General features: G+C 53.2%; 21 protein-coding genes and 2 pseudogenes. 4 read left to right on the plus strand and 19 right to left on the minus strand.

The window, feature by feature from the left end:
• Positions 1-36 precede the first annotated feature (36 nt).
• On the minus strand, positions 37-1503 hold the full coding sequence (gene guaB / locus UC14_RS02740) for an IMP dehydrogenase (protein WP_015689478.1): 1467 nt from the start codon (positions 1501-1503) through the stop codon (positions 37-39).
• 168 nt (positions 1504-1671) lie between these two features.
• Between guaB and xseA the strand changes: the two genes are divergently transcribed.
• On the plus strand, positions 1672-3045 hold the full coding sequence (gene xseA, locus UC14_RS02745) for an exodeoxyribonuclease VII large subunit (RefSeq protein ID WP_013574383.1): 1374 nt from the start codon (positions 1672-1674) through the stop codon (positions 3043-3045).
• A gap of 52 nt (positions 3046-3097) precedes the next feature.
• On the opposite strand, the gene UC14_RS02750 is transcribed toward xseA, so the two are convergent.
• On the minus strand, positions 3098-5461 hold the full coding sequence (locus UC14_RS02750) for a TIM-barrel domain-containing protein (protein ID WP_112197189.1): 2364 nt from the start codon (positions 5459-5461) through the stop codon (positions 3098-3100).
• A complete protein-coding gene (locus UC14_RS02755) occupies positions 5458-6771 on the minus strand; it encodes an MFS transporter (RefSeq protein ID WP_013574381.1) in 1314 nt (437 codons plus the stop codon). Before UC14_RS02755 ends, UC14_RS02750 begins: the two co-directional genes overlap by 4 nt.
• Positions 6772-6985: 214 nt before the next feature.
• Here UC14_RS02755 and UC14_RS02760 point away from each other — a divergent pair, with 214 nt between their 5' ends.
• The 3 genes from UC14_RS02760 (at position 6986) to UC14_RS02770 (ending at position 9583) form a co-directional block, all read left to right on the plus strand.
• Positions 6986-8068 carry a LacI family DNA-binding transcriptional regulator gene (locus UC14_RS02760; protein WP_013574380.1) on the plus strand — a complete coding sequence of 361 codons (1083 nt, stop codon included), beginning with the start codon at positions 6986-6988 and terminating at the stop codon, positions 8066-8068.
• A gap of 135 nt (positions 8069-8203) precedes the next feature.
• The gene (locus tag UC14_RS02765; protein WP_112151286.1) at positions 8204-9238 is read left to right on the plus strand and encodes a M4 family metallopeptidase; all 1035 of its coding nucleotides are present in this window, start codon (positions 8204-8206) and stop codon (positions 9236-9238) included.
• Positions 9239-9583 (plus strand): protealysin inhibitor emfourin, encoded by a 345-nt coding sequence (locus tag UC14_RS02770; protein ID WP_013574378.1) that lies wholly within the window; start codon positions 9239-9241, stop codon positions 9581-9583.
• Here the strand turns inward: UC14_RS02770 and UC14_RS02775 are convergent.
• The 16 genes and pseudogenes from UC14_RS02775 to trmJ form a co-directional block, all read right to left on the minus strand.
• Entirely contained in the window at positions 9568-9798 is a 231-nt protein-coding gene (locus UC14_RS02775) for a zinc ribbon domain-containing protein (protein ID WP_013574377.1), read from the minus strand. The genes UC14_RS02770 and UC14_RS02775 overlap by 16 nt on opposite strands.
• A gap of 11 nt (positions 9799-9809) precedes the next feature.
• Positions 9810-10766, minus strand: coding sequence for an AEC family transporter (locus tag UC14_RS02780; protein WP_112197190.1), 957 nt, complete (start codon positions 10764-10766; stop codon positions 9810-9812).
• A gap of 66 nt (positions 10767-10832) precedes the next feature.
• Positions 10833-12316: pseudogene (der, locus tag UC14_RS02785) on the minus strand (ribosome biogenesis GTPase Der).
• A 211-nt stretch (positions 12317-12527) separates the two neighbouring features.
• Positions 12528-13709, minus strand: coding sequence for an outer membrane protein assembly factor BamB (gene bamB / locus UC14_RS02790; protein WP_013574374.1), 1182 nt, complete (start codon positions 13707-13709; stop codon positions 12528-12530).
• A gap of 11 nt (positions 13710-13720) precedes the next feature.
• Positions 13721-14341: a YfgM family protein gene (locus UC14_RS02795; RefSeq protein ID WP_112197191.1), complete on the minus strand. Its 621-nt coding sequence runs from the start codon at positions 14339-14341 to the stop codon at positions 13721-13723.
• Positions 14342-14354: 13 nt separating this feature from the next.
• Positions 14355-15629, minus strand: a complete 1275-nt coding sequence (hisS, locus tag UC14_RS02800; protein ID WP_112197192.1) for a histidine--tRNA ligase — start codon at positions 15627-15629, stop codon at positions 14355-14357.
• Positions 15630-15765: 136 nt separating this feature from the next.
• A complete protein-coding gene (gene ispG, locus UC14_RS02805) occupies positions 15766-16887 on the minus strand; it encodes a flavodoxin-dependent (E)-4-hydroxy-3-methylbut-2-enyl-diphosphate synthase (RefSeq protein ID WP_013574371.1) in 1122 nt (373 codons plus the stop codon).
• Positions 16888-16929: 42 nt separating this feature from the next.
• A complete protein-coding gene (gene rodZ / locus UC14_RS02810) occupies positions 16930-17922 on the minus strand; it encodes a cytoskeleton protein RodZ (RefSeq protein ID WP_013574370.1) in 993 nt (330 codons plus the stop codon).
• Positions 17912-18649, minus strand: coding sequence for a type IV pilus biogenesis/stability protein PilW (pilW, locus tag UC14_RS02815; protein ID WP_041673193.1), 738 nt, complete (start codon positions 18647-18649; stop codon positions 17912-17914). Before pilW ends, rodZ begins: the two co-directional genes overlap by 11 nt.
• A gap of 100 nt (positions 18650-18749) precedes the next feature.
• Positions 18750-19949, minus strand: a complete 1200-nt coding sequence (locus tag UC14_RS02820; protein ID WP_013574368.1) for a bifunctional tRNA (adenosine(37)-C2)-methyltransferase TrmG/ribosomal RNA large subunit methyltransferase RlmN — start codon at positions 19947-19949, stop codon at positions 18750-18752.
• Positions 19950-20174: 225 nt separating this feature from the next.
• On the minus strand, positions 20175-20600 hold the full coding sequence (ndk, locus tag UC14_RS02825) for a nucleoside-diphosphate kinase (RefSeq protein ID WP_013574367.1): 426 nt from the start codon (positions 20598-20600) through the stop codon (positions 20175-20177).
• A gap of 221 nt (positions 20601-20821) precedes the next feature.
• Positions 20822-21685 (minus strand): enhanced serine sensitivity protein SseB, encoded by an 864-nt coding sequence (gene sseB / locus UC14_RS02830; RefSeq protein WP_112197194.1) that lies wholly within the window; start codon positions 21683-21685, stop codon positions 20822-20824.
• An 82-nt stretch (positions 21686-21767) separates the two neighbouring features.
• Positions 21768-23077 (minus strand): annotated as a pseudogene (pepB, locus tag UC14_RS02835) (aminopeptidase PepB).
• A gap of 81 nt (positions 23078-23158) precedes the next feature.
• Complete coding sequence (locus UC14_RS02840) at positions 23159-24328, minus strand: IscS subfamily cysteine desulfurase (protein WP_112197195.1); 1170 nt, start codon at positions 24326-24328, stop codon at positions 23159-23161.
• A gap of 274 nt (positions 24329-24602) precedes the next feature.
• Positions 24603-25097 (minus strand): Fe-S cluster assembly transcriptional regulator IscR, encoded by a 495-nt coding sequence (gene iscR / locus UC14_RS02845; protein ID WP_013574363.1) that lies wholly within the window; start codon positions 25095-25097, stop codon positions 24603-24605.
• Positions 25098-25312: 215 nt separating this feature from the next.
• The gene (trmJ, locus tag UC14_RS02850) at positions 25313-26050 is read right to left on the minus strand and encodes a tRNA (cytosine(32)/uridine(32)-2'-O)-methyltransferase TrmJ (protein ID WP_112197196.1); all 738 of its coding nucleotides are present in this window, start codon (positions 26048-26050) and stop codon (positions 25313-25315) included.
• Positions 26051-26056 lie beyond the last annotated feature (6 nt).

A 26056-nucleotide genomic window follows, 5' to 3' on the forward strand; every position in this document is an offset into this window, starting at 1 on the left:
AGCAGACAGCGAGCCTTTAGCTCGCTGTCTTTAGGGTCAGGATCCCATGCGGTAGTTCGGTGACTCTTTGGTAATCGTCACGTCATGTACGTGGCTTTCCTGGATCCCGGCACCGCTGATGCGGACAAACTCAGCCTTGGTGCGCAGGTCGTCGATGGTAGCACAACCGGTCAGCCCCATACAGGAGCGCAGACCGCCCATTTGCTGGTGGATGATCTCTTTCAGACGGCCTTTATACGCCACGCGACCTTCGATACCTTCCGGTACCAGTTTGTCAGCAGCGTTATCAGTCTGGAAGTAACGGTCTGAAGAGCCTTTGGACATCGCGCCCAGAGAACCCATGCCGCGGTAAGATTTGTATGAACGGCCCTGATACAGCTCGATTTCGCCCGGAGATTCTTCAGTACCCGCCAGCATCCCGCCGACCATCACACAGCTTGCGCCGGCAGCGATAGCTTTTGCGATGTCGCCGGAGAAGCGGATACCGCCGTCAGCGATAACCGGAATACCGGTGCCTTCCAGCGCTTCAACCGCGTCAGAAACGGCAGTGATTTGCGGAACACCCACGCCGGTCACGATACGGGTAGTACAGATGGAGCCAGGACCGATACCGACTTTCACCGCGCTCACGCCTGCTTTCGCCAGTGCCAGAGCACCTGCGCCAGTTGCAACGTTACCGCCAATGATTTGCAGATCCGGGTATTTCGCGCGGGTTGCGCGGATACGTTCCAGAACGCCTTCGGAATGGCCGTGAGAAGAGTCGATCAACAGAACGTCAACACCGGCAGCAACCAGCGCATCGATACGTTCTTCGTTGCCCGCACCTGCGCCAACCGCTGCACCGACGCGCAGGCTGCCCTGCTCATCTTTACAGGCATTCGGTTTACGTTCGGCTTTCTGGAAGTCTTTTACGGTGATCATACCGAGCAGATGGAATTGCGCGTCAACCACCAGTGCTTTCTCTACGCGTTTTTCGTGCATTTTTTGCAGCACGACTTCGCGGGCTTCGCCTTCTTTGACGGTGACCAGACGTTCTTTCGGCGTCATGACCGCAGTGACAGGCTGTTCCAGATCGGTCACGAAGCGCACGTCACGACCGGTAATAATACCGACCAGTTCGTTTTCTTCAGTCACGACCGGATAACCGGCAAAACCGTTAATTTCAGTGAGTTCTTTAACCTGACGCAAAGTGGTCGATGGCGTGACGGTTTTAGGGTCAGCAACAACGCCGCTTTCATGCTTCTTCACGCGACGGACTTCTTCCGCCTGACGCTCAATAGACATGTTCTTGTGAATGAATCCGAGGCCGCCTTCCTGCGCCAGAGCAATCGCCAGATTCGCTTCAGTCACGGTATCCATCGCTGCGGACAGCATAGGGATATTCAGACGGATTTTAGCGGTCAGTTGAGTACCGAGGTCGGCAGTATTAGGCAAAACTGTGGAGTGGGCTGGAACAAGGAGAACGTCGTCGAACGTTAGTGCTTCTTTTGCGATACGTAGCATGGGCAATATCTCACCAAGGTGGATGCGGAAAAGATAAAATATTGCAGCGGGAGTATACAGGTGAGTAGGCATTTCGACCAGAACTATTTCAAAAACTTCTTGATTACCTTTTGCGGGCATGTAGTATCGTTCGATTAAGTCTCTGTTTTTGAATTTGATCTGGATCACATGTCGCTACCTTCTTCGCCTCCTATTTTTACCGTAAGCCGCCTGAATCAGACGGTCCGACAGTTGCTGGAAAACGAAATGGGTCAGGTCTGGCTCTCCGGTGAGATTTCAAACTTCTCTCAGCCGTCCTCCGGCCACTGGTATTTTACGCTCAAAGATGACCGCGCTCAGGTCAAATGTGCCATGTTCCGCAACACGAATCGCCGCACAACGTTCCGCCCGCAAAATGGCCAGCAGGTATTAGTCCGCGCGACCATTACGCTGTATGAGCCACGTGGCGATTATCAGCTGATTGCCGAAAGTATGCAGGAAGCTGGCGACGGTTTATTGCAGCAAAAATTCGATCTGCTGAAACAGCAACTGGCCGCCGAAGGTCTGTTTGATGCACAGTTTAAACAACCGCTGCCCTCGCCTGCTAAATGCGTGGGTGTGATTACTTCCGCCAGCGGCGCCGCGCTGCATGACGTGTTAAATGTCTTAAAGCGTCGCGACCCGTCGTTACCCGTCATTATTTATCCGACGTCAGTTCAGGGCGCGGATGCGCCGGGGCAAATCGTCCGCGCCATTGAGCTGGCTAACGCTCGGGAAGAAGTCGATGTCCTGATTGTCGGGCGCGGTGGCGGTTCGCTGGAAGATTTATGGAGCTTTAACGATGAGCGCGTGGCACGGGCGATTTTTGCCAGCCGCATTCCGATCGTCAGCGCCGTCGGCCACGAAACCGATGTGACGATTGCCGATTTTGTTGCTGATTTACGTGCGCCGACGCCATCTGCTGCTGCCGAACTGATCAGCCGCAATCAGCTGGAATTGCTGCGCCAGATCCAGTCGCAGCAGCAGCGCCTCGAAATGGCGATGGATTATTATCTCGCACAACTGACGCAGCGCTTCACGCGTCTGAATCACCGCCTGCAACAGCAGCATCCGCATTTACGTCTGGCGCGTCAGCAAACGGCGCTGTTCAAATTGCGCCGTCGTCTTGATGAAGCCATGCAAAACCAGCTGCGTCAGATGCTGCGCCGCACCGACCGTTTGCAGCAACGCCTCACACAACAGCAACCGCAGCCGCGTATTCACCGCGCCCAGCAGCGGGTTCAGCAGCTTCAGTACCGGCTGCAACAGGCGATGTCATCGCAACTGACCGAAAGCCGTCAGCGTTTCGGTACTGCCTGTACGCAACTGGAAGGCGTCAGTCCGCTGGCGACACTCGCCCGCGGCTATAGCGTGACGACCACGCCGCAAGGCGCGTTGCTGAAGAAAACCACGCAGACTGCACCGGGCGATACACTGAAAACACGTCTGGCCGATGGCTGGATTGAAAGTGAAGTGAAATCGATTGTGGTAGAGAAGAAGGTGCGTAAACGTGCGGTTAAATAAGCGTTAGGTTTCCCCCATCCTCCCCCTTCGCAGGGGGAGGAGATTGAAAAGCTTACAGATTATAGTTATTTGTCTTCACGCCATTCACCCAAACTTCACGCGTTTCGCCTTGCGGCAGCACAATGCTCAGGGTTTTCCACGCTGGTTTGAAATCACCGCGCTGCGTCAGCGTGATGTTGATTCGCTGATCGTCACTGGCGATATCCCAGTTCAGCCACAGCGCATGATTCTGCTCCCAGCGATGGCTTTCGCCGTCATCTTCAAACAGCATGCCTGACGATGTCACCTGACCCGGTGCCGGATACACATGCAATTCACGCAGCATATCTTTACTGGCCTCAACATGCGCCAGACGGCAAGATTGCGGCAATGCAGCACCGGCGCGCACCAGCAGCGGCAATCTGTCCAGTGGTGCGTCGAGGGTGATTGTCTGCCCGCCCGCAAACCATTCGCCGGTATAGAAATCGCACCAGCCCATTCCGTTCTCAGGCAGATAAACATTACGCTCACGCTGCCCCTCATCCACCACGCTGGCGACCAGCAAATCACGTCCCATCAGGAAGTCATCGGTTTCCGCGAAGGTGTTTTTGTCGTGCTCGTGGTCGAGGAATGTCGGGCGCAGCATCGGCTCGTCATCCGCATGAGCCTGCCACAGCAAGGTGTAGAAATAAGGCAATAAGCGATAACGCAGACGGATGGCATCACGAATAAGCGGCGTCACCTGCGGATACATCCACGGCTCATTCACCGTGTGATCATCATTCCAGGAATGAATGGTGAAACGTGGATGCATCACGCCGTTTTGCACCCAGCGGACAAACAGTTCGGCATCCGGCTTATCCCCTGAGAATCCGCCGACGTCGTGCCCGACGTTATACAAACCGGATAAACTCATGCCGATGCCCATGCGGGTGTTGTAGCGCAGCGTCTGCCAGTTAGTGCGGTTATCACCGCTCCACGTTTGCACGTAACGCTGCATGCCGGAACAACCTGAGCGGGAAATCAGATACGGCCGGATTTCCGGCGCAAAGTTTTGCTGTGCTTCAAACGACGCACGCATCATCAGCAGCGGCATCACCGGACGGATATGTTTGATGGCGATAGACTTGCCAAAACCGTGGCAACGCGCATCGCTGTCCCAGACTTCATACTCGTTGTTGTCATTCCACGTCGAGCCGATGCCTTTTTCAAGCAGCTGTTGTGTCACGCCTTTCTGCCACCAGCGCACAGCGGCCGGATGAGTGAAATCGAGGTGGGAACCTTCGTCATCCCAGAATACTGAGCGTTCCGGCACGTCGCTTTCGCTGTCACGGATAAATAAACCCTGCTCAGCAACCTGTTCATATTGCGGGTGATCCTGCAACAGGCAAGGTTTGATATTGGCCGCCAGACGGATACCAGCGTCAAGAAACGCTTTCGACATCACTTCCGGCTCAGGCACTTTGTCGTAGTTCCAGTTAAAGACGTAGCGCTTGTTGCCGATCGAGGTGTAACCCGATGATAACTGGAATGAATCACACGGAATTTCATGCTGTTCGCACAGCGTGATGAATTTCATCAGCTGTTGCTGGGCATCCGGCGCATCGGTGTAATACATGGTCGAGCCACTGTAACCGAGACTCCATTTCGGCCCAAAGGTAGTTTTACCGGTCAGGCGCACCAGCTTTTTGGTGACGTCGAGTGACGTCGGGCCGACAAACAGGTAGTAATCCAGATCGCCCGCTTCGGCACTGAAACGACGGTAAGGCAGATGGTAATTATCCAGTTCATTGCCGAGATCAAGCCAGACATTGCTGAGATTGTCGTAGAAAACGCCAAAACTGACACCATTGCGCCGCGTCAGGGTAAACGGGATATGCTTATACAGCGGATCGGTGCTGGCGGCGTTATAACCCATCGCATCCAGATTACGCATTTCAAAGCGGCGGCCGCTACGGTTGAGATCACCGGCTTTCTCGCCCAGCCCGTACACGCCATCCTGCACCTCACGCAGCTGATAGTGCGCCGATGCTTCGTTTTTCACGCCGAGCATATACGCACCGGTTTTCCGATCTTTTACCAGCGGCTGCCAGACACCGGCCTCATTTTTATATTCCCACTCCAGCCACAACGGCTGATGCACCGTGACGCGCAGCGCCTCAGTGGTCAGTGTCAGGCAATCGTCGCCCTGTTCGAGCTGATAGCCCGGCACTGAAAAACCTTCGTTGCTCAGACGGCCACGCCCTTCCCATGGTGCATCATTTTGTGGTGCGATACTCCAGGTACGATCCAGCGCAAGCTCGCCGTTTCGCTGGATGAATACGCGGATTAAACCCTGTTCCAGCACACGCAGAGAAAACAGATGTTTACCATCAACCCGCAAATCCACGCCTGCTTCATCCTGCCCGGCAAGCTCCCAGTGTTTTAACGTCTTCATAGACTCTCCCTTTTTGCCGGATTGCGGCGTTCAGCGATCAGAGCAACCAGGAAGACTGCGCCGATCAAATCAAAGAAACCCATCGCGATAAACAGCGGATTGAAACCCATTTTGTCGGCAACGGCGCCGATCAGCAGTGAAAACAGGAAACTGGCGATCCACGCCGAAGAACCGCGCATGCCGTTAACTGTCGCCACCTGGCTCTTATCGAATGTCTCCACCACGACGGCGCTCAGCATGCAGGAAATCACCTGATGACCGAAACCGCCGATGGAAATCAGGGCGATGGCGGCATACGGGCTTTGCGTCAAGGCGACCAGCGCCAGCGACAGCATCATAAATGCGCCGGTGACGGAGCTGGCGACGATGGAGTTAATGCGGGTGCAGCCAAACACTTTGCGGTACAACGTGGTGAGATAGCCGCTGGCAATACTGCCGAGGTCGGCGGCCAGGAACGGCAGCCAGGCAAACATCACAATGTGTTTTAAATCCATCCCACGTTCATTGGCGAGATACAACGGCACCCAGAAACTGAACACCGCCCACGCAGGCTCAGCCAGAAATGCCGGAATGGCGATACCGTAGAATTTCTTGTTTTTACAGACAATTTTCAGCGATTTGATAAACGGCAGACGCGTTTGTTGCGGCTCGTTATCTGAACGGATCAGCGCCAGTTCATCTTTGCTCAGGTTCGGATGCGTTTCCGGTGAATGGTAGAACTTCCACCACAGCAGAACCCACAGCATCGACAGCACGCCGCAGAACAGGAACGCACCACGCCAGCCAAATGACACGTGCGCGACCAGGATAATCGGCGGGGCCAGCATGGCACCAATCGAGAAGCCTACGCCTGCCCAGCCCGCGGCAACCGGACGCTCTTTACGCGGGAACCAGTCGGAAATCGCTTTGGCGTTGGCCGGAGTCGCCGCCGCTTCGGCACTGCCCATAAAGAAGCGCAGAACGGCGAGTTGGATCCAACTGCCCGCCCCTGCATGCAGCATACAAACCACCGCCCAGATTGAGGCGCAGATCAGAAAGCCCAGCTTCAGGCCAATTACATCAATCAGCCAGCCGCACAACGGCTGGAAAATGGTGTACGCCGCCTGAAACGCCGCGACGATGTAAGAATATTGTTCCGTGGTCATGTTCAGGCTGGTTTTCAGTTCAGCCGCCAGTAACCCCAGAGAATTTCGGGTGACGTAGTTGACCGTCACGCCGAGCAGAAACAGCGCCAGCATCCACCAGCGTAAAGCCTTTATCTTTCTGCGTCCTGCAACCGCAGCTGTCCCGGTATTTATTTGAATTGTCATGTCCGTTCTCCCACCCGTCGGCCTGGCCGCAGATGATGTGTCATGTGAGGTACTTCTGCAGAGTAGGCAGCCGGATTTGTGAGGGAAACGTGATTTTTTGCAAAAGCTTTCACGCTATAACTGGACGGGGAAGTCAGGGAGGATAAAAGCTCACGGGAAGCACATCTTCTGATATGAAAATTTTTGCATGGACGATTTTGAAGGAGATCACAGTTTGAAAGGAAAGTTAAATATCCAGCAAATTGCCGACCAGACAGGGTTGTCGATCAGTACCGTTTCACGGGTTTTAGCCGGAAAAAATAACACCAGCAGCAAGGCGCGCGACAGCGTGCTTGAGTGTGCCAAATCTCAGGGCGTTCTCGATGGCCTTTCCACCGGCAGGCTGATGCTCAACAACATTTTGATTTTCGCTCCCGCCCGCGCCTTTGATGTGCGCAGCGATATTTTTTACTACAAGGTGATCCAGGGCATTCTGGCTGCCACCGCCCATCATGAAGTGCGCGTCCGTTATTGTGCGATGGAAGAAGAAAACGCCGATGCTGCGCTGTTCATCGCCAAAATGACCGATCCGCAAACCGAAGCCGTATTACTGGTCGGTATCGACGATCCTCACATTCATCAATTGGCCGCTGACATGGGCAAGCCCTGCGTGCTGGTCAATTGCCATGACCGGCATATGCGCCATGACAGTGTCAGCCCCGATCATCAGACGATGGGCGATTTCGCCTGCGACTATCTCTTTTCTCAGGGCCACACACATATCGTGACCGTGCAGTGCCTGCGACGTCATACGATGGAACTTCGGCTCACGGGGATTAAACAGGCGTTCACGCGCCATCATCAGGTTTTCAGTGACAGCCAGCATTTGCTGAATACCTCAGGATTCGGTGCCCAGGAAAGCGAACAGGCGCTGCTGGAATTTCTGGATGCCTTGCCGCCCGGCCAGCCGCTGCCGACCGCAATCCTGGCCGGTGGCGATTTTATGGCTTCCGGCGTGGTAGCCGCGCTGGCTAAACGCGGCTTTTCCGTGCCCGGGGATATCAGCGTTATCAGCACTGACGGATTCAATCTTGCAGAAATTCACGATGTGCCGCTGACAGCGGTGCATGTGCCGCGCGATGAACTCGGTGCCGAAGCGATTTCCCTGTTGCAACGGCGCATGCTGCGCCCCGATGCGCCTCACACAACGCAGCTGTTGCAGGGAAAACTGGTGGTGCGCGAATCGGTCAGAAAAGCCAGCGGACGCGCTGTGATTTGTCATTCACATACGTTGTATGACCCGCAGCCGGACAGATAAATCTCATCTTTAACAGGCTTAACGCTCAGCAGTCCTATACTGACGGTGATGACTATTCATTAGCCGGCTTTCAGTATCAGACGGTCAGAACACCTTGTTTTCACCTTCGGGTGACTCTTGATAAGGAGATTCACGATGAATCACAGTTCAGCAAAGCGTTACAACAGCGTTATCCCGCCCTACATGCTTAACCGTATTATTGAACACGGTTCAGAGCCCCAGCGCAGATGTGCCAGACAGACGCTGGTACATGTGAATACCCTGATGGCACAGCCCTACGCCAAACCGCAGAAGATCGTGACAGCCAAAGCGGGTCAGGTTGAGCGTGATATTTATGACGCCAAAAATACCACCCGACTACCGGGGGAATCCGTGCGTAAGGAAGGTCAGCCAAGTAACGGCGATGTGTCGGTGGATGAAGCCTATGATTATCTTGGCGTGACCTATGATTTCTTCTGGCAGGCCTATCAGCGAAATTCCCTTGATAACAAAGGGCTGGCGCTTCTCGGCACGGTGCATTATGACAAAGGCTATCAGAATGCCTTCTGGAACGGGCAGCAGATGGTGTTTGGTGACGGTGACGGCGAAATCTTTAACCGCTTCACGATTGCTATCGACGTTGTCGGGCACGAGCTTTCCCACGGGGTCACCGAAACGGAAGCAGGTCTGGAATATAACGGCCAGTCCGGCGCACTGAACGAATCGATGTCGGATGTGTTTGGTTCGCTGGTGAAACAATTCCACCTGAAACAAACTGCCGATAAAGCCGACTGGATTATTGGTGAAGGTTTGCTGGCGAAAGGCATTAACGGTTCCGGGCTGCGTTCTATGTCTCATCCCGGTACCGCTTACGATGACCCGCTGTTGGGTAAAGATCCGCAACCGGCGGACATGAAGGGTTATGTGAATACCCGCGATGACAACGGCGGTGTGCACATTAATTCAGGCATACCTAACCGCGCGTTCTATCTGGCAGCGACTAAACTGGGTGGTAACGCGTGGGAACGTGCAGGTTACGTCTGGTATGACACGGTTTGTGATAAATCCCTGCCCAAAAATGCAGACTTTGTCACGTTCGCCCAACTGACGATTCAGCATGCGGAAAAACGCTTTGACGCTTCCGTTGCACAAGCGGTTCGTGAAGCCTGGGAGCAGGTCGGAGTGATGTAAATGAAACCTTTAGATTCGCTGGAAAGTAATGCGGTCATTGAGATTTACCGCGAAGGCGGCATTGCGTTTATCCCGAAACTCAGCGGGCCGCGACGGGTCGAACTTTCAGGTATGAGTGATGATAAGCGGCGGGAAATTTGCCAGCTCATCAACAAAGCCCTGCCCTATGCTCAGGAAAAAGAAAACGCCGGTCATGGCGACCAGCGTTATTTCCGGCTGGAGATTTACTATGCTTCGCAAGCGCATTCGGCCAGCCTGGTGGTGATTATTCCTGAAACCGAAACGCCCGAGGAACTGGTGAATTTATGGAAGCAGGCTCCCCCTGACGATCACTCTGCGGAATAAGGCGAATACGTAAACCGTACCCTTTTTTTAGAAATCATCCCGTGCCCGTTTTGGCAGAAGTAATCGACCGCGCCGCAGGCTTTCAGCTCCTGCAACGGTTGCTGGCAATCCGGGCATAATGCGATTTGCTGATAGTCGCCATGGCTGGCGTCACAATGAAAGTGACCACTTACCCAGCTCATCGGCTGGCTGCAAACCGGACAAAGTGCATCCATCGTCTATCCCTCTAAATAACACCCAGAGTCCGCAGTAAATACAGACCCAGTGCGGTAGTGAAAAATGATCCGAGCGTGGTGACGGCAATAATATTCGCCGCCAGCGTCGCGTTGCCGCCCATTGCACGGGTCATCACGTAGCTGCCCGCTGCGGTCGGTGTGCAGGAAAAGAGAAATATAACGCCGAGCGCCGCGTCGCGAAAGCCAAACAGCCATGCCCCGAAGGTCATCAGCGCAGGCACAAATATCACACGTGACGCGGAAGACCAGGCTGCCACGTGAGAACTGCGGAACATCGCCTTCACGTCAAGACTGGCACCGGCACATAACATTGCCAGCGGCAGCGCCATCCCTGAAATAAACTCACCGGTGCTGGCAATGGTCGCTGGCATCGGTAAATGGCTGTACTTAAACGCCAGCCCGAGCACCAGACCAATAATCAGCGGATTGGTGATAATACCGCGCAGAATCGGCTTCAGCCCGATGCTATTCCCCTGCCCGCCTTTCAGGCTACGGGTTAGCGTAATCACGGAAAGCACGTTGAAGAGGATCACTGTGACCGCCAGATACATCGACCCCAGCGCAATACCTTCGCTGCCAAAGGCCAGCGAGGCATAAGCAAGACCCGCGATGCCGGTATTGGCGCGGAATCCTCCCTGCACAAAAATACCGCGCTCACGCGGGTCTTTCACCAGTTTTATCGCCACCAGTTCCAGCAACAGAAATGAAGCGACGGTGCCAAGGCCACCATAAATGGCGAGCGGCAGATTTGAGCCTGAGGAATCATGCCCTTGCGCCACGCTGAAAAAAAGCAGGCAAGGTAAGGCGATATTGAATACCAGACGGCTGGCTTTCTCGTTGAAATTGTCGTCCATCAGGCCGGTACGGCGGAGCACCACGCCCAGCAACAAGATCAGTAAGTTTGGGACCGTAACACCAAATGCAAAACTCCAGGTCTGCCAGAACATCCAGCCAGCTCCTTGCGGGGAAATTAAGACGAAAAAAAGAGGTACATTTTCATGCACCCCATTCGTTTAGGATTTGTTTTTCAGGTGCTGCATCAGACGTCGGCGCTTGCGCTGCTGGTGAGGAGAAAGCGAGTTTTTCTTGCCTTCATACGGGTTCTCACCTTCTTTGAACTGAATGCGGATTGGCGTTCCCATCACTTTCAGTGAACGACGGAAATAGTTCATCAGATAGCGTTTATAGGAATCAGCCAGGTCTTTCACCTGATTACCGTGAATCACCACGATTGGCGGGTTATAGCCCCCGGCGTGAGCATATTTCAGTTTCACGCGGCGACCATTGACCAGCGGTGGCTGGTGATCGTCAGCCGCCATTTGCATGATACGGGTCAGTAAGGAAGTGCTCACACGCGTGGTTGCACAGGTGTACGCTTCGTTTACTGACTCAAACAGGTTACCAACGCCGCTGCCGTGCAGGGCAGAGATGAAGTGAATGCGGGCAAAATCAACGAAACCAAGACGCAGATCCAGCTGATCTTTAACCTGAGCACGTGCTTCTTCGCTCATGCCATCCCACTTGTTGACCACGATAACCAGTGAGCGCCCGCTGTTGAGGATAAAGCCTAACAGCGAGAGATCCTGATCGGAAATGCCTTCGCGGGCATCGATAACCAGCATCACTACGTTGGCATCTTCAATCGCCTGCAGAGTTTTGATTACCGAGAATTTCTCAACGGTTTCAGTCACTTTGCCGCGCTTACGCACACCGGCGGTATCAATCAGAACGTATTCACGCTCGTCACGCACCATCGGGATATAAATACTGTCACGGGTCGTGCCCGGCATGTCGTAAACCACGACGCGCTCTTCGCCCAGAATACGGTTAGTCAGTGTGGACTTACCTACATTCGGACGTCGACGATAGCCAGTTTGATTGGCAGAGACTGCGGGTCGAAATTATCTTCTTCGTCTTCAGGGATTTCATCACCGGTGGCTTCCTGCTCGGCCCAGTAAGCCGCGTTAGCTTCTTCCTCGGTCAGTTCGACTTCTTCCGGCTTTTCACCCACGAACGGGATCAGTACGTGTTCGATCAGTTGCGTCACGCCACGGCCGTGTGAAGCGGCGATGGCATAGACTTCGCCAAGGCCCAGCGAGTAGAAATCGCCGGTGGCGCTGTCCGGATCCAGCCCGTCAGTTTTGTTGGCGACCAGGAAAGTGGCTTTTTCACGGCTGCGAAGATGCTGGGCAATGCCCTGATCGGCAGGCATAAGGCCCGCGCGCGCATCTACCATGAACAGCACGATATCCGCTTCTTCGATAGCCAGCAGAGATTGCCCTGCCATGCGGGTTTCAACGCCATCTTCGGTACCGTCAATACCGCCGGTATCCACGATGATGAATTCATTACCCTCAATTTCGGCACGACCATACTTGCGGTCACGCGTAAGCCCCGGGAAATCCGCCACCAGCGCATCACGCGTCTTGGTTAAACGGTTAAATAAAGTGGATTTACCCACATTCGGGCGCCCAACAAGCGCAACGACAGGTATCATTTTGAAGCCTCAGTGTTTTTATAGGTGGTGCTAAACGCAAATAGCTGGCCTGCTGAATTTCATTGCAAACCACTATAATTCAATTTGTTACAGCGTGATCTCTCATTTGGGATTACGCGGATTTCAGAATACGAAACGGCCCCTGAGCAATTCAGGAGCCGTTTTAAAGCCCGGGGTCAACCGACCTCAGGGCCAGATGCCGGTCGCAGTATTAGCGGGTGAAGGAGTAAACCTCGCCACCTTTCGCCTGCACAACCAGCTTGTCGCTTGCCACAATCGGCGCACTCAGGAAGCCATCGCTGTCGACTTTCTGCTGAGCAACAAAACGACCATCAGTGGTGTTGATCCAGTGCAGATAGCCTTCGGAATCGCCGACCACAATGTAACCATTATACAGCACCGGTGCCGTCAGGTTACGGTGCAGCAACTCACTTTGGCGCCACACGCTGACACCACCCTGAGTATCGAGCGCCATCACGCGGTCATCCTGGTCAACCATATAGATATGGCCTGCGTCGACAATGATGTCATTCACAGAACCAACATCACGTTTCCACATAATCTGACCAGAACGCAGATCCATCGCCACCAGATTGCCATTGTATGCCAGCGTATAAACAACGCCATCAACAATAACCGGCGTGGTATCCACATCGCTCAGACGGTCGATTTCAGTCGTACCGGTAGTCTGAGAAATACGTTGTTGCCAGATCAGCTGACCTTCTTTCATCAGTACAGCACTGACGCGGCCATTATCACCACCGACGATTGCAGCACCAAAGGCTACTGCAGGCGCTGATTCACCACGCAGAGACAGCGTTGGCATATCGAGGTTAGCGGTCCATTGAATGGTACCGTCGGATTCATTCAGACCCTGCAACATACCATTGCCGGTGTGAACCAGAACCAGACCATCGCTGACAACCGGACGGGACAATGCTTCCCCCGCCACTTTGGTCTGCCAGGCGATTTTACCATCAGTGGTGTTCAATGCATAAACGATAGCTTTTTCACTGCCAACGTAAACGTGATCACCTGAAACTGTCAGGCCGCCAGACAGCTGTGCAGAAATATTTCGGGAGAGGAAGCCGGTCTTTTCAGACAGGTTGACGCTCCATTTTTCTTTACCACTGTCAGCGTCGAGTGCTTTAACCAGACCAAAACGGTCAGCCGCAAAAATGGTGCTGTCCTGCCAGGCCGGACGCAGATTGGAGTAGAATTCGCCAATGCCGTCGCCTACGGATTTGCTCCACACTTGCGTCGGTGTGAACTGGTTCTCAACTTTTGGCAGAGGAGACATTTTGACCACGTCTTCTTCGCTGTTAAACAATGAACAGCCACTTAGCAGGGCAACAGAAACCCATCCTACCAAGAGTGTTTTACGCAATTGCATCGGGGTTCCCCTTAGCTGGCTAAGTTGTTCAATTTCATACGCAGCACGGTTTGCAGCGTTTGAGAGGGTTTAGAATCAAGTCCTTTGCTGTAGGCTTCACGAGCACCTTTTGCATCGCCTTTGGCAAGCAAAACATCACCACGGATGCCTTGTTGCATAGCCGTCCAGCCTTCACCCTTCACGCCGTCTAACGTTTTGAGTGCATCATCAAATTTGCCTTGCTGCATCTGGACACGCGCCAGACGTAAGTTCACCAGCGAACGTAAATTATCTTCTTTGGCCTGACCTTGCGCCTGCACTAATTGCTTTTCAGCATTGGCGAAATCACTGGTTCCGACAAAATGATCAGCCAGTTGCAGGGCGGCAAATACGCCGTAATTATTGTCATTGCTCTGAGCAAATTTTTCGAGATCAGTCACGCCTTTCGCGTTATTGCTGGTCAGCGACTGATTAGCTTGCTGGAAAGACGCAGAAGCTTCCGTCAGGGCAGAGTCCTGGTGACTCTGCCAGAAACGCCAGCCGCCCAGGGCTGCAATACCCAGAACAACGCCGATGGCCAGCGCTTTACCGTTTTCGGCAAAGAAGCGACGTACAGCATCAACCTGTTCATTCTCAGTGGTATAGACTTCCACAGTGTCCTTCTCCTTAACCCAACATCGAAGCCAGACGCGCGACGATTTCGCTTTGCGCCAGCGTTTCTTGCGTTCCACTCTGCAGGTCTTTTACGACGACCTGCTGGTTAGCGACTTCAGTTTCGCCTAGTACCAGGGCAACACGCGCACCCCATTTATCAGCACGGGCGAACTGTTTCTTGAAATTGCCGCCACCGTAGTTAGTCATAACTTTCAGCTCAGGCAGCGCATCACGCAGTGTTTCAGCCAGTTGCATAGCCACGCTTTGCGTGCCAGCACCGGATGAGATCACGTAGGTGTCGACGGTTGCCGGTGCTTTGAAGTCCGGGTTTACGGCCTGAACCAGTAATACCAAACGTTCCAGCCCCATGGCGAAACCGACACCCGGTGTTGCACGACCGCCCAGTTGTTCGACCAGACCGTCGTAGCGGCCACCCGCACACACAGTCCCTTGTGAGCCTAAGCTGCTGGTTACCCATTCGAACACGGTGCGGTTGTAATAATCCAGACCGCGCACAAGTCGCTGATTAACCGTATATGGGATACCAGACTGCTCTAAAAGTTCACACAGACCTGCAAAGTGTTCTCTTGATTCTTCATCAAGATAATCACCCAGCTCCGGTGCATCATTTAATAACGTCTGAATATCGGGATTTTTGGAGTCCAGAACACGCAGCGGATTGCTGTACATGCGACGTTTACAGTCTTCATCCAGCTTGTCTTTATGTTGCTCCAGGAAAGCCACCAGCGCATCACGATAGTTCGCGCGGGCTTCCAGTGAACCGATAGAGTTCAGTTCCAGCGCCACGTGCTCAGAAATCCCCAGCGCGCGCCACCAGCGGGCGGTCAGCAGAATTAATTCGGCATCAATGTCCGGCCCTTGCAGACCAAAGACTTCTACACCCAACTGATTGAACTGACGGTAGCGACCTTTTTGCGGGCGTTCGTAACGGAACATCGGACCGATGTACCACAGACGTTGTTCCTGATTGTACAGCAGACCATGTTCAATACCGGCGCGCACGCAGCCCGCCGTACCTTCCGGACGCAGCGTCAGGCTTTCGCCGTTGCGGTCTTCAAAGGTATACATTTCTTTTTCCACGACATCAGTCACTTCACCGATAGCGCGTTTAAACAATGGGGTCTGCTCTACAATCGGCATACGGATTTCACTGTAGCCGTAACTGCCAAGCACTTGTTTCAACGATCCTTCAATACGTTGCCACAGGGCTGTGTCTTCTGGCAGGTAGTCGTTCATGCCGCGAATGGCCTGGATATTCTTTGCCACGTCAGTTCTCTATCGTTTTATAAAAAATGAACCCGATTATAGGGGCTTTGTGGCTTGTGGTTCAACGCACAGACGCCATTACCCCAGTCGGGTTCAATATAATAATGCAGATGTACGCTGACACCTGCAACCGATGTTACTTTTCAAGATGATTGATAACGATACGTTTACTCTCATCCATAATCGCCGCTTTGGCGCGAATTTTTGCTTCTAACTGGTCGATCATATCATTGTTATCAAAACGCTCTCTCTGACGGACACCGTCTTCATAGAAACCGCTTTTGTTATGACCGCCGGTGACGCCCATGGTAGAAACCAGCGCTTCGCCCGGACCGTTAACCACACAGCCAATGATCGAAACATCCATTGGCGTGATGATATCTTCCAGACGTTGTTCCAGCGCATTCACGGTACCGATGACATCAAACTCCTGACGCGAACAAGTCGGACAGGCAATAAAGTTGATACCACGGGAACGGATACGCAGTGATTTGAGGATATCGAATCCGACTTTGACTTCTTCAACCGGATCGGCCGCCAGCGAAATACGCAGCGTGTCGCCGATACCTTCTGAGAGCAGCAGGCCCAGACCAATGGCTGATTTAACGGAACCTGCACGCAGGCCACCGGCTTCGGTAATTCCCAGATGCAGAGGCTGAACAATTTGCTTAGCCAGCAGGCGGTAGGACTCAACAGCCAGGAAAACGTCAGAGGCTTTTACGCTGACTTTGAACTGGTCGAAGTTAAGACGGTCAAGAATATCAACGTGGCGCATCGCCGATTCCAGCAGCGCTTGCGGCGTAGGTTCGCCGTACTTTTCCTGAATATCTTTTTCCAGGGAGCCGCCGTTCACACCGATACGGATAGGAATATTTTTGTCGCGTGCGCAATCCACCACGGAGCGGATGCGGGATTCGTTACCGATGTTACCTGGATTAATACGCAGGCAATCTACGCCGTATTCTGCAACCTGCAGGGCGATGCGGTAATCGAAATGAATATCAGCGACCAGCGGGACATTAACCTGCTGTTTGATAAGTTTGAATGCTTCTGCCGCATCCATGGTTGGCACAGAAACGCGAACAATGTCGACACCGACGCGTTCCAGTGATTTGATCTGTGCGACTGTCGCCGCGACATCTGTGGTGCGAGTGTTGGTCATCGATTGCACCGCAATCGGTGCTCCGTCACCTACAGGCACCTTGCCGACATAAATCCGGGTTGATTTGCGACGGGTAATGGGTGCTTGGTTATGCATTACTTCACTCTCCATCGTTGCAATCGTCTGACAAACTGCCGATTACTCGGCAGCTAAGGTCAGGCGCGCAACACGGCTTGATTTTACAAAACGACTTAAATCAACCGGCTTGCCCTGGAATTGGATATCCACCGCCCCCGGCGCACCGATTTTCAGTTTATACGGCGCAGTGCCCTTCACGCTGAAGGTCTCTCCGCCTTTCTTCATGCCGCTGAACAGGGTTTTCCCTGATGCGTCATCAATCTGGAACCAGCAGTCAGCTTTAAAGGTAAAGGTCACCGCTTGTGGATCCGCACCTGCTGCCGCAGTTTGTGCATCACCGGTTGGCAGACCGTTTTCAGCAGTTGCAGGCTGACTGGTTGAAACAGCGGCAGGCGCTTGCTCCGCTGGCGTACCTGATGCTGCCGGTGCGTTGCTTGCTGCTGCGCCCGGTGCGGTATTCAGCGGGATAGAATTCTGCGGCTGTGTTGTGTTTGCAGCAGGAGCCGGGTCAGAAGAAGTATCTTCTGTTGTCGGTGCAGAATTCGCATTGTCGCCCAGAGGAATAGTTTGCCCCTGGCCGTTATCCTGATTCAGTTGTGCCGATGATTGATCGGCCATTGTTGCGATTTCCTGCTGTTGCGCCTGATGATTTTGCCACCACCACGCACCGGTCAGGCCAATCACCACAAACACCACCAGCCAGGTAAAGCCCATCAGCCAGCCATCGCGTTTTTTGCGAGACTTACCGAGAGAGAATCCCTGCATTGAAGCCACTTTAGGCACTTTAATCGGCGCTTGTTTACCGATCAGACCTAATAATTCTTCTTCCGGGACATGAACCAGTTTTGCATAGGAACGGAGGTAACCACGCAGGAAAGTCGGCGCAAGATCGGCCGGCGTCGTTTCTTCTTCGATTTGGCGAATAGTTGAGACTTTCAGACACAGGCGTTCTGCAACAGCCTGATGACTAAGACCTAACTGTTCACGAGCCTGACGCAGACGTTCGCCTGTAGTCAGTTTTGCATTATTTTCTTGAGGGGCTTCAGTATTCATTGGCTAAGAACTGCTGGTACTGTTTAGATTGTGGATAACTACGCGCAAGTTGCTTACCGTAGCGTTGAACGCTATCCGGGTTGCCCGCTAACGCAGCGAATCGAATTTGTAACATGAGGCTGTCGGCAGTGGCTGGCAGAACATGTTGATATACATCCAGTAATAGTTTCGCCTGAGCGCGGTTCCCTTCCCCAAATTCTTTGGTTGCCTCAGTCAGCAAGGGTGCGCCTTTATCGGGATCCACTTTCAATGCCCGGCTTAGTAACACTCGCGCTTCCTCATTCTGATTGGCCTTCAGAAAACAGTAGCCTGCATTTTCCAGACTGTCAGCAACCTGACCGTAATCAGGCGCATTAGCTGCGGCGCTAAACTGCTGTTGTGCGGGTACATACTGCCCTAAACTACACAAAAACGCACCGTAATTATTTAAGACAGTCCCATTTTGCGGCGCCAGCTGCAACGCTTGCTGGTAGCGGCTTTCCGCTGCTTTCTGATTGCCGTTTTTTTGCTCGTAAAGCGCCATGCCAAGCTGTGTCCGATAATCCTGCGGCGCACCGTCAACGGCTTTCTGCAGATTCTGCCTGGCCGCCTCCATGTTCCCCTGATTCAGGTACGCCATGCCAAGTTCGAGACGCGTTTGTGCTGCGCCGCTGGCCTGTTGCGTTTCTTTCGGTGAACTGGAACATCCCGCCAGTAAAGCCACAGTCATGCCTGCGGCGATCAGCATTTTCACACTGCCCTTCATTGCCATGCTTAATTCCCTTTACCCTGCCAGCGACAATAAAACAGCGGGCTTCGACGGAACACCGTGGCGAAGCCCATTGGGATCAGACGGCTTTTACGGAAATCTGTTGCTCGCCTGCCATTTTTTTCTTCAACGTACGTTTGGTACGGTCGATAACATCACCGGCCAGCTGACCACACGCGGCATCAATGTCATCACCACGGGTTTTGCGCACGATAACTGTAAAGCCATAATCCATCAGCACTTTAGAGAAACGATCAATACGGCTGTTCGAGCTGCGGCCATACGGCGCGCCCGGGAACGGGTTCCAGGGGATCAGGTTGATTTTGCATGGCGTATTCTTCAGACGCTCAGCCAGTTCATGCGCATGCTCGGTGCCATCATTGATGTGATCCAGCATAACGTATTCGATGGTAACGCGGCCCTGATTGGCGTTGGATTTGCTAATATAACGCTCAACAGCGGCCAGGAAGGTATCGATATTGTACTTGCGGTTGATCGGCACAATTTCGTCACGAATGGCGTCGTTAGGTGCGTGCAGGGAAATCGCCAGCGCGACATCAATCATATCGCCCAGCTTGTCCAGCGCAGGGACGACACCCGATGTGGAAAGCGTCACGCGACGTTTTGACAAACCGAAACCGAAATCGTCGAGCATGATTTCCATGGCCGGAACCACGTTATTGAGGTTCAGCAAAGGTTCGCCCATGCCCATCATCACCACGTTGGTGATGGGGCGCGTACCGGCCACTTTCGCCGCACCGATAATTTTTGCCGCACGCCATACCTGACCGATAATTTCGGACACACGCAGGTTACGGTTAAAGCCCTGTTGCGCCGTGGAACAGAAAGTACATTCCAGTGCACAGCCGACCTGAGAGGAAACGCAAAGCGTCGCACGGTCGCCGTCCGGGATATACACGGTTTCAACCAGTTGTCCGCCCACCTGAATCGCCCACTTGATGGTGCCGTCAGTTGAACGTTGTTCTGACGCGACTTCCGGTGCACGAATTTCTGCAACGCGAGCCAGCTTTTCACGCAGCGCCTTATTGATATCGGTCATTTGCTCGAAATCATCGCTGCAGTAGTGATACATCCACTTCATGACCTGATCAGCACGGAACGGTTTTTCGCCCATGTTGATGAAGAACTCACGCATTTGCTTGCGGTTAAGGTCAAGAAGGTTAATTTTTGCGGCAGCAGGCACGACAGTATTCACGGCTTCTGCGGAAACAGCGTTATTTTCAGACAAAATTGGCTCGGACGTGTTGGATTCTAACATGATGAAAATGGCCTCGTTGTTACACGTTATGGCGTATTGGAAGTGCAGAGCCTGGCCCGAAAGGTAACGGCTGGCCTGCAAATAAAATTGCGCCCCGAAGAGGCTGGCTCATTCGGGGCGCAACATTGTACAAATTTTAGGGCACGGTTGCCATGTTTGGAAAGTACAGTTACAAAATTCTTGTGAATTTGCGGCTTATCTTCCAGCAACGGTGACTCAAAAATCTTAACGCGGGCAGATTTCGCTTTCGGTAAAGAAGTAAGCGATTTCGCGTTGTGCAGATTCTACAGCGTCAGAACCGTGAACCGCGTTAGCAGTGAAGCTATCCGCGAAGTCTGCACGCAGGGTGCCAGCCAGTGCGTTGTCCGGGTTAGTGGCGCCCATGATGTCACGGTTACGCTGAACCGCGTTTTCACCTTCCAGAACCTGAACCATGATCGGGCCAGAGGTCATGAACTCAACCAGACCGTCGAAGAACGGACGGCCTTTGTGCTCTGCGTAGAAGCCTTCAGCTTGTTCTTTCGTCAGTTTCAGCATTTTAGACGCGATGATGGTGAAGCCAGCGCGTTCGAAACGTGCGTAGATAGCACCGATGTCGTTGTTAGCTACGGAGTTTGGCTTGATGATGGAGAAAGTGCGTTCGATAGTCATGAAAAAACCTCTGTCTGACTTTTATAGGTAGGGCCGGTTAATTTAATGTTATACCTGCCGTAAAATGGCGGTGATTATAGGGAGCGAAGTTACGATTGCCTACCCGAATCACAACATTTAATTAAAAAAATGTGTGATTAATTCACTATCGAACCTAAACCACCTATTTCCCGCAAACAAAACAGGGGCAAAACGGTGCTTTCCCCTGGTGTCCTCTCACTTTATGCCTTTCCTGACGAAGGAATAATATTGCGCAACCAGCTTCCCCACTTGCGCTGATAGAACGGCTGGGTGTGGCTGATCAGATAATGGCTGATGCCACGCTCTTTTTCAGAAACGATACAGAAATCCACCGGACGCTCGTCGGGAGAGGTTTCACTCGCCACATTCCCTGCCTCGCGGATCAGCGCGTCAATCTCCTGCTCATCACCATCCGCTTCGACGCCAATCAGCAGGTTTGGCTGTTCATCCACGGCTTTATCGTGGATCAGCGCCATAAATGCACGGCGCACCGGTTTCTTCTGGGTGAAAAGCGTGGTGAGCGCGTCGATCATGGCGGAAGGATACTCCTCCGGCTGGCCGATCAGCAGCTGACTTTCTTTATCCAGCACCAGCTCAGATGGCGCATTTAACCCGCCATTGCTCAGCAACAGCGTCACCTCGTTCGGGGTGAATTCCTTGCCGTACTCCGACTTCGGATTCAGAAACAACTCCTCCCCTTGTGTCATTTCAAACAACACGCGGGCAGGCAGCGCGACAAACGCCTGCTCATCCGGGCTTTCGCCGGCACTGGCTTTTTCCAGAACCTCCACAGAGGAAAAGAAAGGAATGATCGAGCTGCCGTCCTGTTTTTCCCAGTGTAAAACATTCAGTTCACTGCCTGCGGTAATCGCCACACTGCCCTGCTTTTCAGCGTCATCCTGCCCTGCATCACCGAGCACAAACACGGTAGACTCCAGCAAAGTTTGATAAAACGCCGGACGCCAGGCAGGCGCGGTGACCGACAGGCGGAGCAGGCGCTCCAGCTCGTTTTCACCGTCGGTCGCCGCAGCGCTGGCAGGGAGATGATCGTGTGGGACACTCATGGTTCTTAACTCCGCTAGTGGTATAAAACGGGGCGCTGTTAAGCGCCCCGTTGTGCTTCATGCATGCATTGCTTTCTAAAACTTACTTCGCCTTGGCTAACAGCAGGTTGGCGACGGTACGCACCCCCAGACCTGTCGCACCGGCAGACCACTGATCCGCCGCGCTTTTGCGGTACGTTGCGGAACAGTCGATGTGCAGCCAGCCTTTCTTATAGTCAGTGACGAAATGAGACAAGAACGCAGCGGCAGTGCTCGCGCCCGCAGTGTGTGCAGGACCGGCAATGTTGTTCAACTCTGCAAAGTTAGATGGCAGATGAGAACGGTGGAATTCTTCCAGTGGCAGACGCCAGAACGGTTCGTGTTCGGCTTTCGCGCTTTCCAGCAGTTCGCCTGCCAGTGCATCGTCAAAGCTGAACAGTGCGTGATAATCGTTACCCAGCGCAGTTTTCGCCGCACCAGTCAGCGTGGCCGCATCAATGATCAGTTCAGGCTTTTGCGCAGAAGCGTCGATCAGGCCATCAGCCAGCACCAGACGGCCTTCGGCGTCGGTGTTCATCACTTCAACGGTTTTACCGTTGCGGTAGCGGATAATGTCGCCCAGTTTCAGTGCATTGCCGCTGACCATGTTATCCGCGCAGCACAGATACAGTTTCACACGTTTATTCAGACCGTTCGCCGCAGCCAGCGCCAGTGCGCCGGTCAGCGTGGCCGCGCCGCCCATATCCGCTTTCATGGAATCCATTGACGCGCTTGGCTTCAGGCTGTAGCCGCCGGTATCAAAAGTGATACCTTTGCCGACCAGACAGGCGTAAACCGGTGCATCTGCGTCGCCACCCGGGTTGTAATCCAGCGCCAGTAATACCGGCGGACGGTCAGAACCGCGACCTACGGTGTGGATACCCATATAACTTTGCTGACGCAGGTCGTCGCCTTTGGTGATGCGGTAGCTGACTTTTTCATTACCAAATTCACACATCAGATCAACCGCGCGGTCGCCAGTTGTTCAGGGGACAAATCCTCTGCCGGGGTATTAATGGTATTACGTACCCAGTCGATGATTTTCAGGCGTTGTTTAAGCGTGTTCGCGTCATCTTCGGACAATTCTGCCCATTCAACGTTGCGTGTGCCTTTCGGGCCACGGAAGCCTTGCCAGAATGCCCAGCTATTTTCGAGATCCCAGCCTTCACCCGCCAGTTTAACATTTTTAACACCCTGACCGTCGATACGACGCGCGGCACGGGCAATGACCGTCAGCACATCGCCGCCATTCAAATGAATGGTCATACCGGCGGAATCGGTGCTCAGTGTGGCTTTTTCGCCCCAGCGCGCATCAGCAGGCTGGGAAGAAAGGAATACGGACATTGCTTCATTGGTCGTGACTTCGGAACTCATAACAGCACTCCTGATGTTTTTTATCTTCAATGAATATTCATTTTCAATGACAGGCAAATCACCCTTTCATCGGGTGGCACTTCATTTCGTATAAACAGGTGGCAACTCACGCAGGCGGCGGACAGATTTCACCACCAGCGCAATCGCATAATCAATTTCTTCTTCCGTTGTCCAGCGCCCCAGCGAGAAGCGAAGGGAGCTGTGCGCCAGTTCTTCACTTAATCCCAGAGCACGCAGAACATAGGAAGGCTCAAGGCTGGCAGACGTACAAGCCGAACCTGACGATACCGCCAGATCTTTCAACGCCATGATCAGAGACTCCCCTTCTACACCGGCAAAACTGACGTTGAGAATATTCGGTGCCGCATGTTTCGGCGTGCCGTTCAGAAACACCTGATCCAGCGCCTGAATGCCTTTCCACAAACGATCGCGCAGTTCAGTCAGACGCGCTACTTCGGCGGTCATTTCTTCTTTGGCGATACGATAAGCCTCGCCCATCCCGACAATCTGATGCACCGGCAATGTACCGGAACGCATGCCGCGTTCATGACCGCCGCCGTGGATTTGCGCGTCAATCCGCACTTTCGGTTTACGACTCACGTACAGCGCGCCGATGCCTTTCGGGCCGTAAATCTTATGCGCGGAAAACGACATCAGATCAACCTGCAACTCGCTGAGTTCAATCGCAATCTTGCCCACACTTTGGGTCGCATCCACATGGAAAAGGATGCCCCGACTGCGGCACAGTTCGCCGATGGTCGCAATATCCTGTACCACGCCGATTTCATTATTCACCTGCATGATGGACACCAGAATGGTGTCCGGGCGCAGCGCCGCTTCAATCGCCGCTGGCGGAATAAAACCATCTGCCTGCGGCGACAGATAGGTGACGTCGAAGCCTTCGGTTTCCAGTTGAGCACAGGTGTCTAACACCGCTTTATGCTCAGTCTGGCTGGTAATAATGTGTTTGCCTTTCGCGCTGTGCGCGTGGGCGGCACCTTTAATCGCCAGATTGTCAGATTCGGTGGCGCCCGACGTGAAGACGATTTCACGCGGATCGGCATTAATCAGCTCGGCAATCTGGTTACGCGCCACATCCACCGCCTCTTCAGCCTGCCAGCCGAAACGGTGAGAACGGGAAGCCGGATTACCGAAAGTACCGTCCAGTGTTAAACACTGCATCATTTTCTGTGCAACACGCGGATCAACCGGCGTGGTGGCAGAGTAATCAAGATAAATAGGTAATTTCATGGCAGGTAAGCTCCGGACTGCGCGTTCGGCTTCGAACGAAAGAATTAAAAAACGACATCCAGTTTAAAACGGGTTCACGGCTTCTTAAAAGGGAAATGACGCTTTGCGGGCACTAATCGGTAAGAATTGACGTCAGAAAAGCAAAAGCCCGCGGAAATGTGCATTTCCGCGGGCTTTGAGTAACGTAAAAATTCACATGCATCCCCTAAATCATTCGTGTCGCATCAAGGCGGCAACGGAGCAAACCCCGAGGCGACGCGAAGGATGACAGGGATTAGGCTCGAAGATTGACGTTGATAGTTTCCATCTGGCGGCCATTCGGCTGACGACGGGTTTCACCGTTCTGACGGTCAGCCACTTCCAGGATTTCCTGATTATTGACCAGCTCTGCCAGCGTAATATTGTTCAGGAAGCCGCTGATGCGTTCGCTCAGATCACGCCATAAGGTGTGAGTCAGGCAACGTTCGCCATTCTGGCAGCCTTCTTTACCCTGGCAACGGGTCGCATCGACAGATTCGTCAACGGCAGTAATCACTGCACCAACGGCGATATCACCAGAATCTTTACCTAACAGATAACCACCGCCCGGACCACGAACACTGGCAACCAGACCATTTTTGCGTAAGCGCGAGAAAAGCTGCTCCAGGTAAGAAAGGGAAATACCCTGACGCTCAGAAATGTCAGCCAGTGGTACTGGTCCTTCCTGGGAATGCAGTGCAACATCGAGCATAGCGGTCACGGCATAACGGCCTTTGGATGTCAGTCTCATAGCATGGTTACCTGTTTAAATGACTTAGAAATTCAATAGTGCGGAACATGCAAACGAGTCTGCCATTCCCGAGTAAAACAGTCAACTATTTAACCTAGTAATTTACTCAAGTATTACAGAGCGGGCAGAACCGCACGATTTCTGTCATTTACTGATAATCGACAACCCTTTGATAAAAAGCCACAAACCGGTATTTTACAATCAAATTCCGATACTTATTCTTTGTTGCTATGAGTCTTTTCAATCGACGTCAGGATACCGCGCAGGATGTTTAATTCCTGAGATTCAGGTCGTGCACGGGTAAACAGACGGCGTAATTTGCTCATCACCTGCCCCGGATGTGCCTGACGAATAAAGCCGGTTTCCAGCAAGGTTTTTTCCAGATGCTGATAAAAACGTTCGAGATCGTCGACCAGCGGATACGGCGTTTCTTCGTATTCGATTTGCGGTTTTGCCGCTTCCAGCAAGGCCAGATGTGCGACGCGTACTTCATAGGCAATAATCTGCACAGCCATCGCCAGATTCAGCGAGCTGTATTCAGGGTTTGCCGGAATGCACACGTGATAGTTACATTTTTGCAGTTCTTCGTTGGTCAGCCCGACGCGTTCACGGCCAAACACCAGCGCCACCGGCGCGATTTGTGCGGCTTTCGCACTGTGCTCACCGCACTCGCGCGGTTCAAGCATCGGCCACGGCAGTGTGCGGGAACGTGCGCTGGTGCCGATCACCAGACTACAGCCAGCCAGCGCTTCATCAAGCGTATCAACAATTGTCGCGTTACCGATGACATCACTGGCTCCGGCAGACAAAGAGATAGCCTGAGAGTCAGGTTTTACCAGCGGATTCACCAGATAAAGGCTTGATAAACCCATGGTTTTCATAGCACGGGCGGTAGAGCCCATATTGCCAGTGTGGGACGTTTCTACTAATACAATGCGGATATTGGGCAGCATAGGAAC

Source organism: Rahnella sp. NRRL B-41462, from assembly GCF_003263525.1.
GTDB classification, from domain to species: domain Bacteria; phylum Pseudomonadota; class Gammaproteobacteria; order Enterobacterales; family Enterobacteriaceae; genus Rahnella; species Rahnella aceris.

Excerpts from the sequence above, each read along its gene's own strand:
- iscR (WP_013574363.1), bottom strand. The coding sequence starts at position 25,097 with ATGAGACTGACATCCAAAGGCCGTTATGCCGTGACCGCTATGCTCGAT.
- UC14_RS02755 (WP_013574381.1), bottom strand. The coding sequence starts at position 6,771 with ATGACAATTCAAATAAATACCGGGACAGCTGCGGTTGCAGGACGCAGA.
- rodZ (WP_013574370.1), bottom strand. The coding sequence starts at position 17,922 with ATGAATACTGAAGCCCCTCAAGAAAATAATGCAAAACTGACTACAGGC.
- pilW (WP_041673193.1), bottom strand. The coding sequence starts at position 18,649 with ATGCTGATCGCCGCAGGCATGACTGTGGCTTTACTGGCGGGATGTTCC.
- UC14_RS02840 (WP_112197195.1), bottom strand. The coding sequence starts at position 24,328 with ATGAAATTACCTATTTATCTTGATTACTCTGCCACCACGCCGGTTGAT.
- UC14_RS02780 (WP_112197190.1), bottom strand. The coding sequence starts at position 10,766 with ATGTTCTGGCAGACCTGGAGTTTTGCATTTGGTGTTACGGTCCCAAAC.
- xseA (WP_013574383.1), top strand. The coding sequence starts at position 1,672 with ATGTCGCTACCTTCTTCGCCTCCTATTTTTACCGTAAGCCGCCTGAAT.
- bamB (WP_013574374.1), bottom strand. The coding sequence starts at position 13,709 with ATGCAATTGCGTAAAACACTCTTGGTAGGATGGGTTTCTGTTGCCCTG.
- UC14_RS02750 (WP_112197189.1), bottom strand. The coding sequence starts at position 5,461 with ATGAAGACGTTAAAACACTGGGAGCTTGCCGGGCAGGATGAAGCAGGC.
- sseB (WP_112197194.1), bottom strand. The coding sequence starts at position 21,685 with ATGAGTGTCCCACACGATCATCTCCCTGCCAGCGCTGCGGCGACCGAC.
- ispG (WP_013574371.1), bottom strand. The coding sequence starts at position 16,887 with ATGCATAACCAAGCACCCATTACCCGTCGCAAATCAACCCGGATTTAT.
- trmJ (WP_112197196.1), bottom strand. The coding sequence starts at position 26,050 with ATGCTGCCCAATATCCGCATTGTATTAGTAGAAACGTCCCACACTGGC.
- guaB (WP_015689478.1), bottom strand. The coding sequence starts at position 1,503 with ATGCTACGTATCGCAAAAGAAGCACTAACGTTCGACGACGTTCTCCTT.
- UC14_RS02775 (WP_013574377.1), bottom strand. The coding sequence starts at position 9,798 with ATGGATGCACTTTGTCCGGTTTGCAGCCAGCCGATGAGCTGGGTAAGT.
- UC14_RS02820 (WP_013574368.1), bottom strand. The coding sequence starts at position 19,949 with ATGTTAGAATCCAACACGTCCGAGCCAATTTTGTCTGAAAATAACGCT.
- UC14_RS02770 (WP_013574378.1), top strand. The coding sequence starts at position 9,239 with ATGAAACCTTTAGATTCGCTGGAAAGTAATGCGGTCATTGAGATTTAC.
- ndk (WP_013574367.1), bottom strand. The coding sequence starts at position 20,600 with ATGACTATCGAACGCACTTTCTCCATCATCAAGCCAAACTCCGTAGCT.
- UC14_RS02765 (WP_112151286.1), top strand. The coding sequence starts at position 8,204 with ATGAATCACAGTTCAGCAAAGCGTTACAACAGCGTTATCCCGCCCTAC.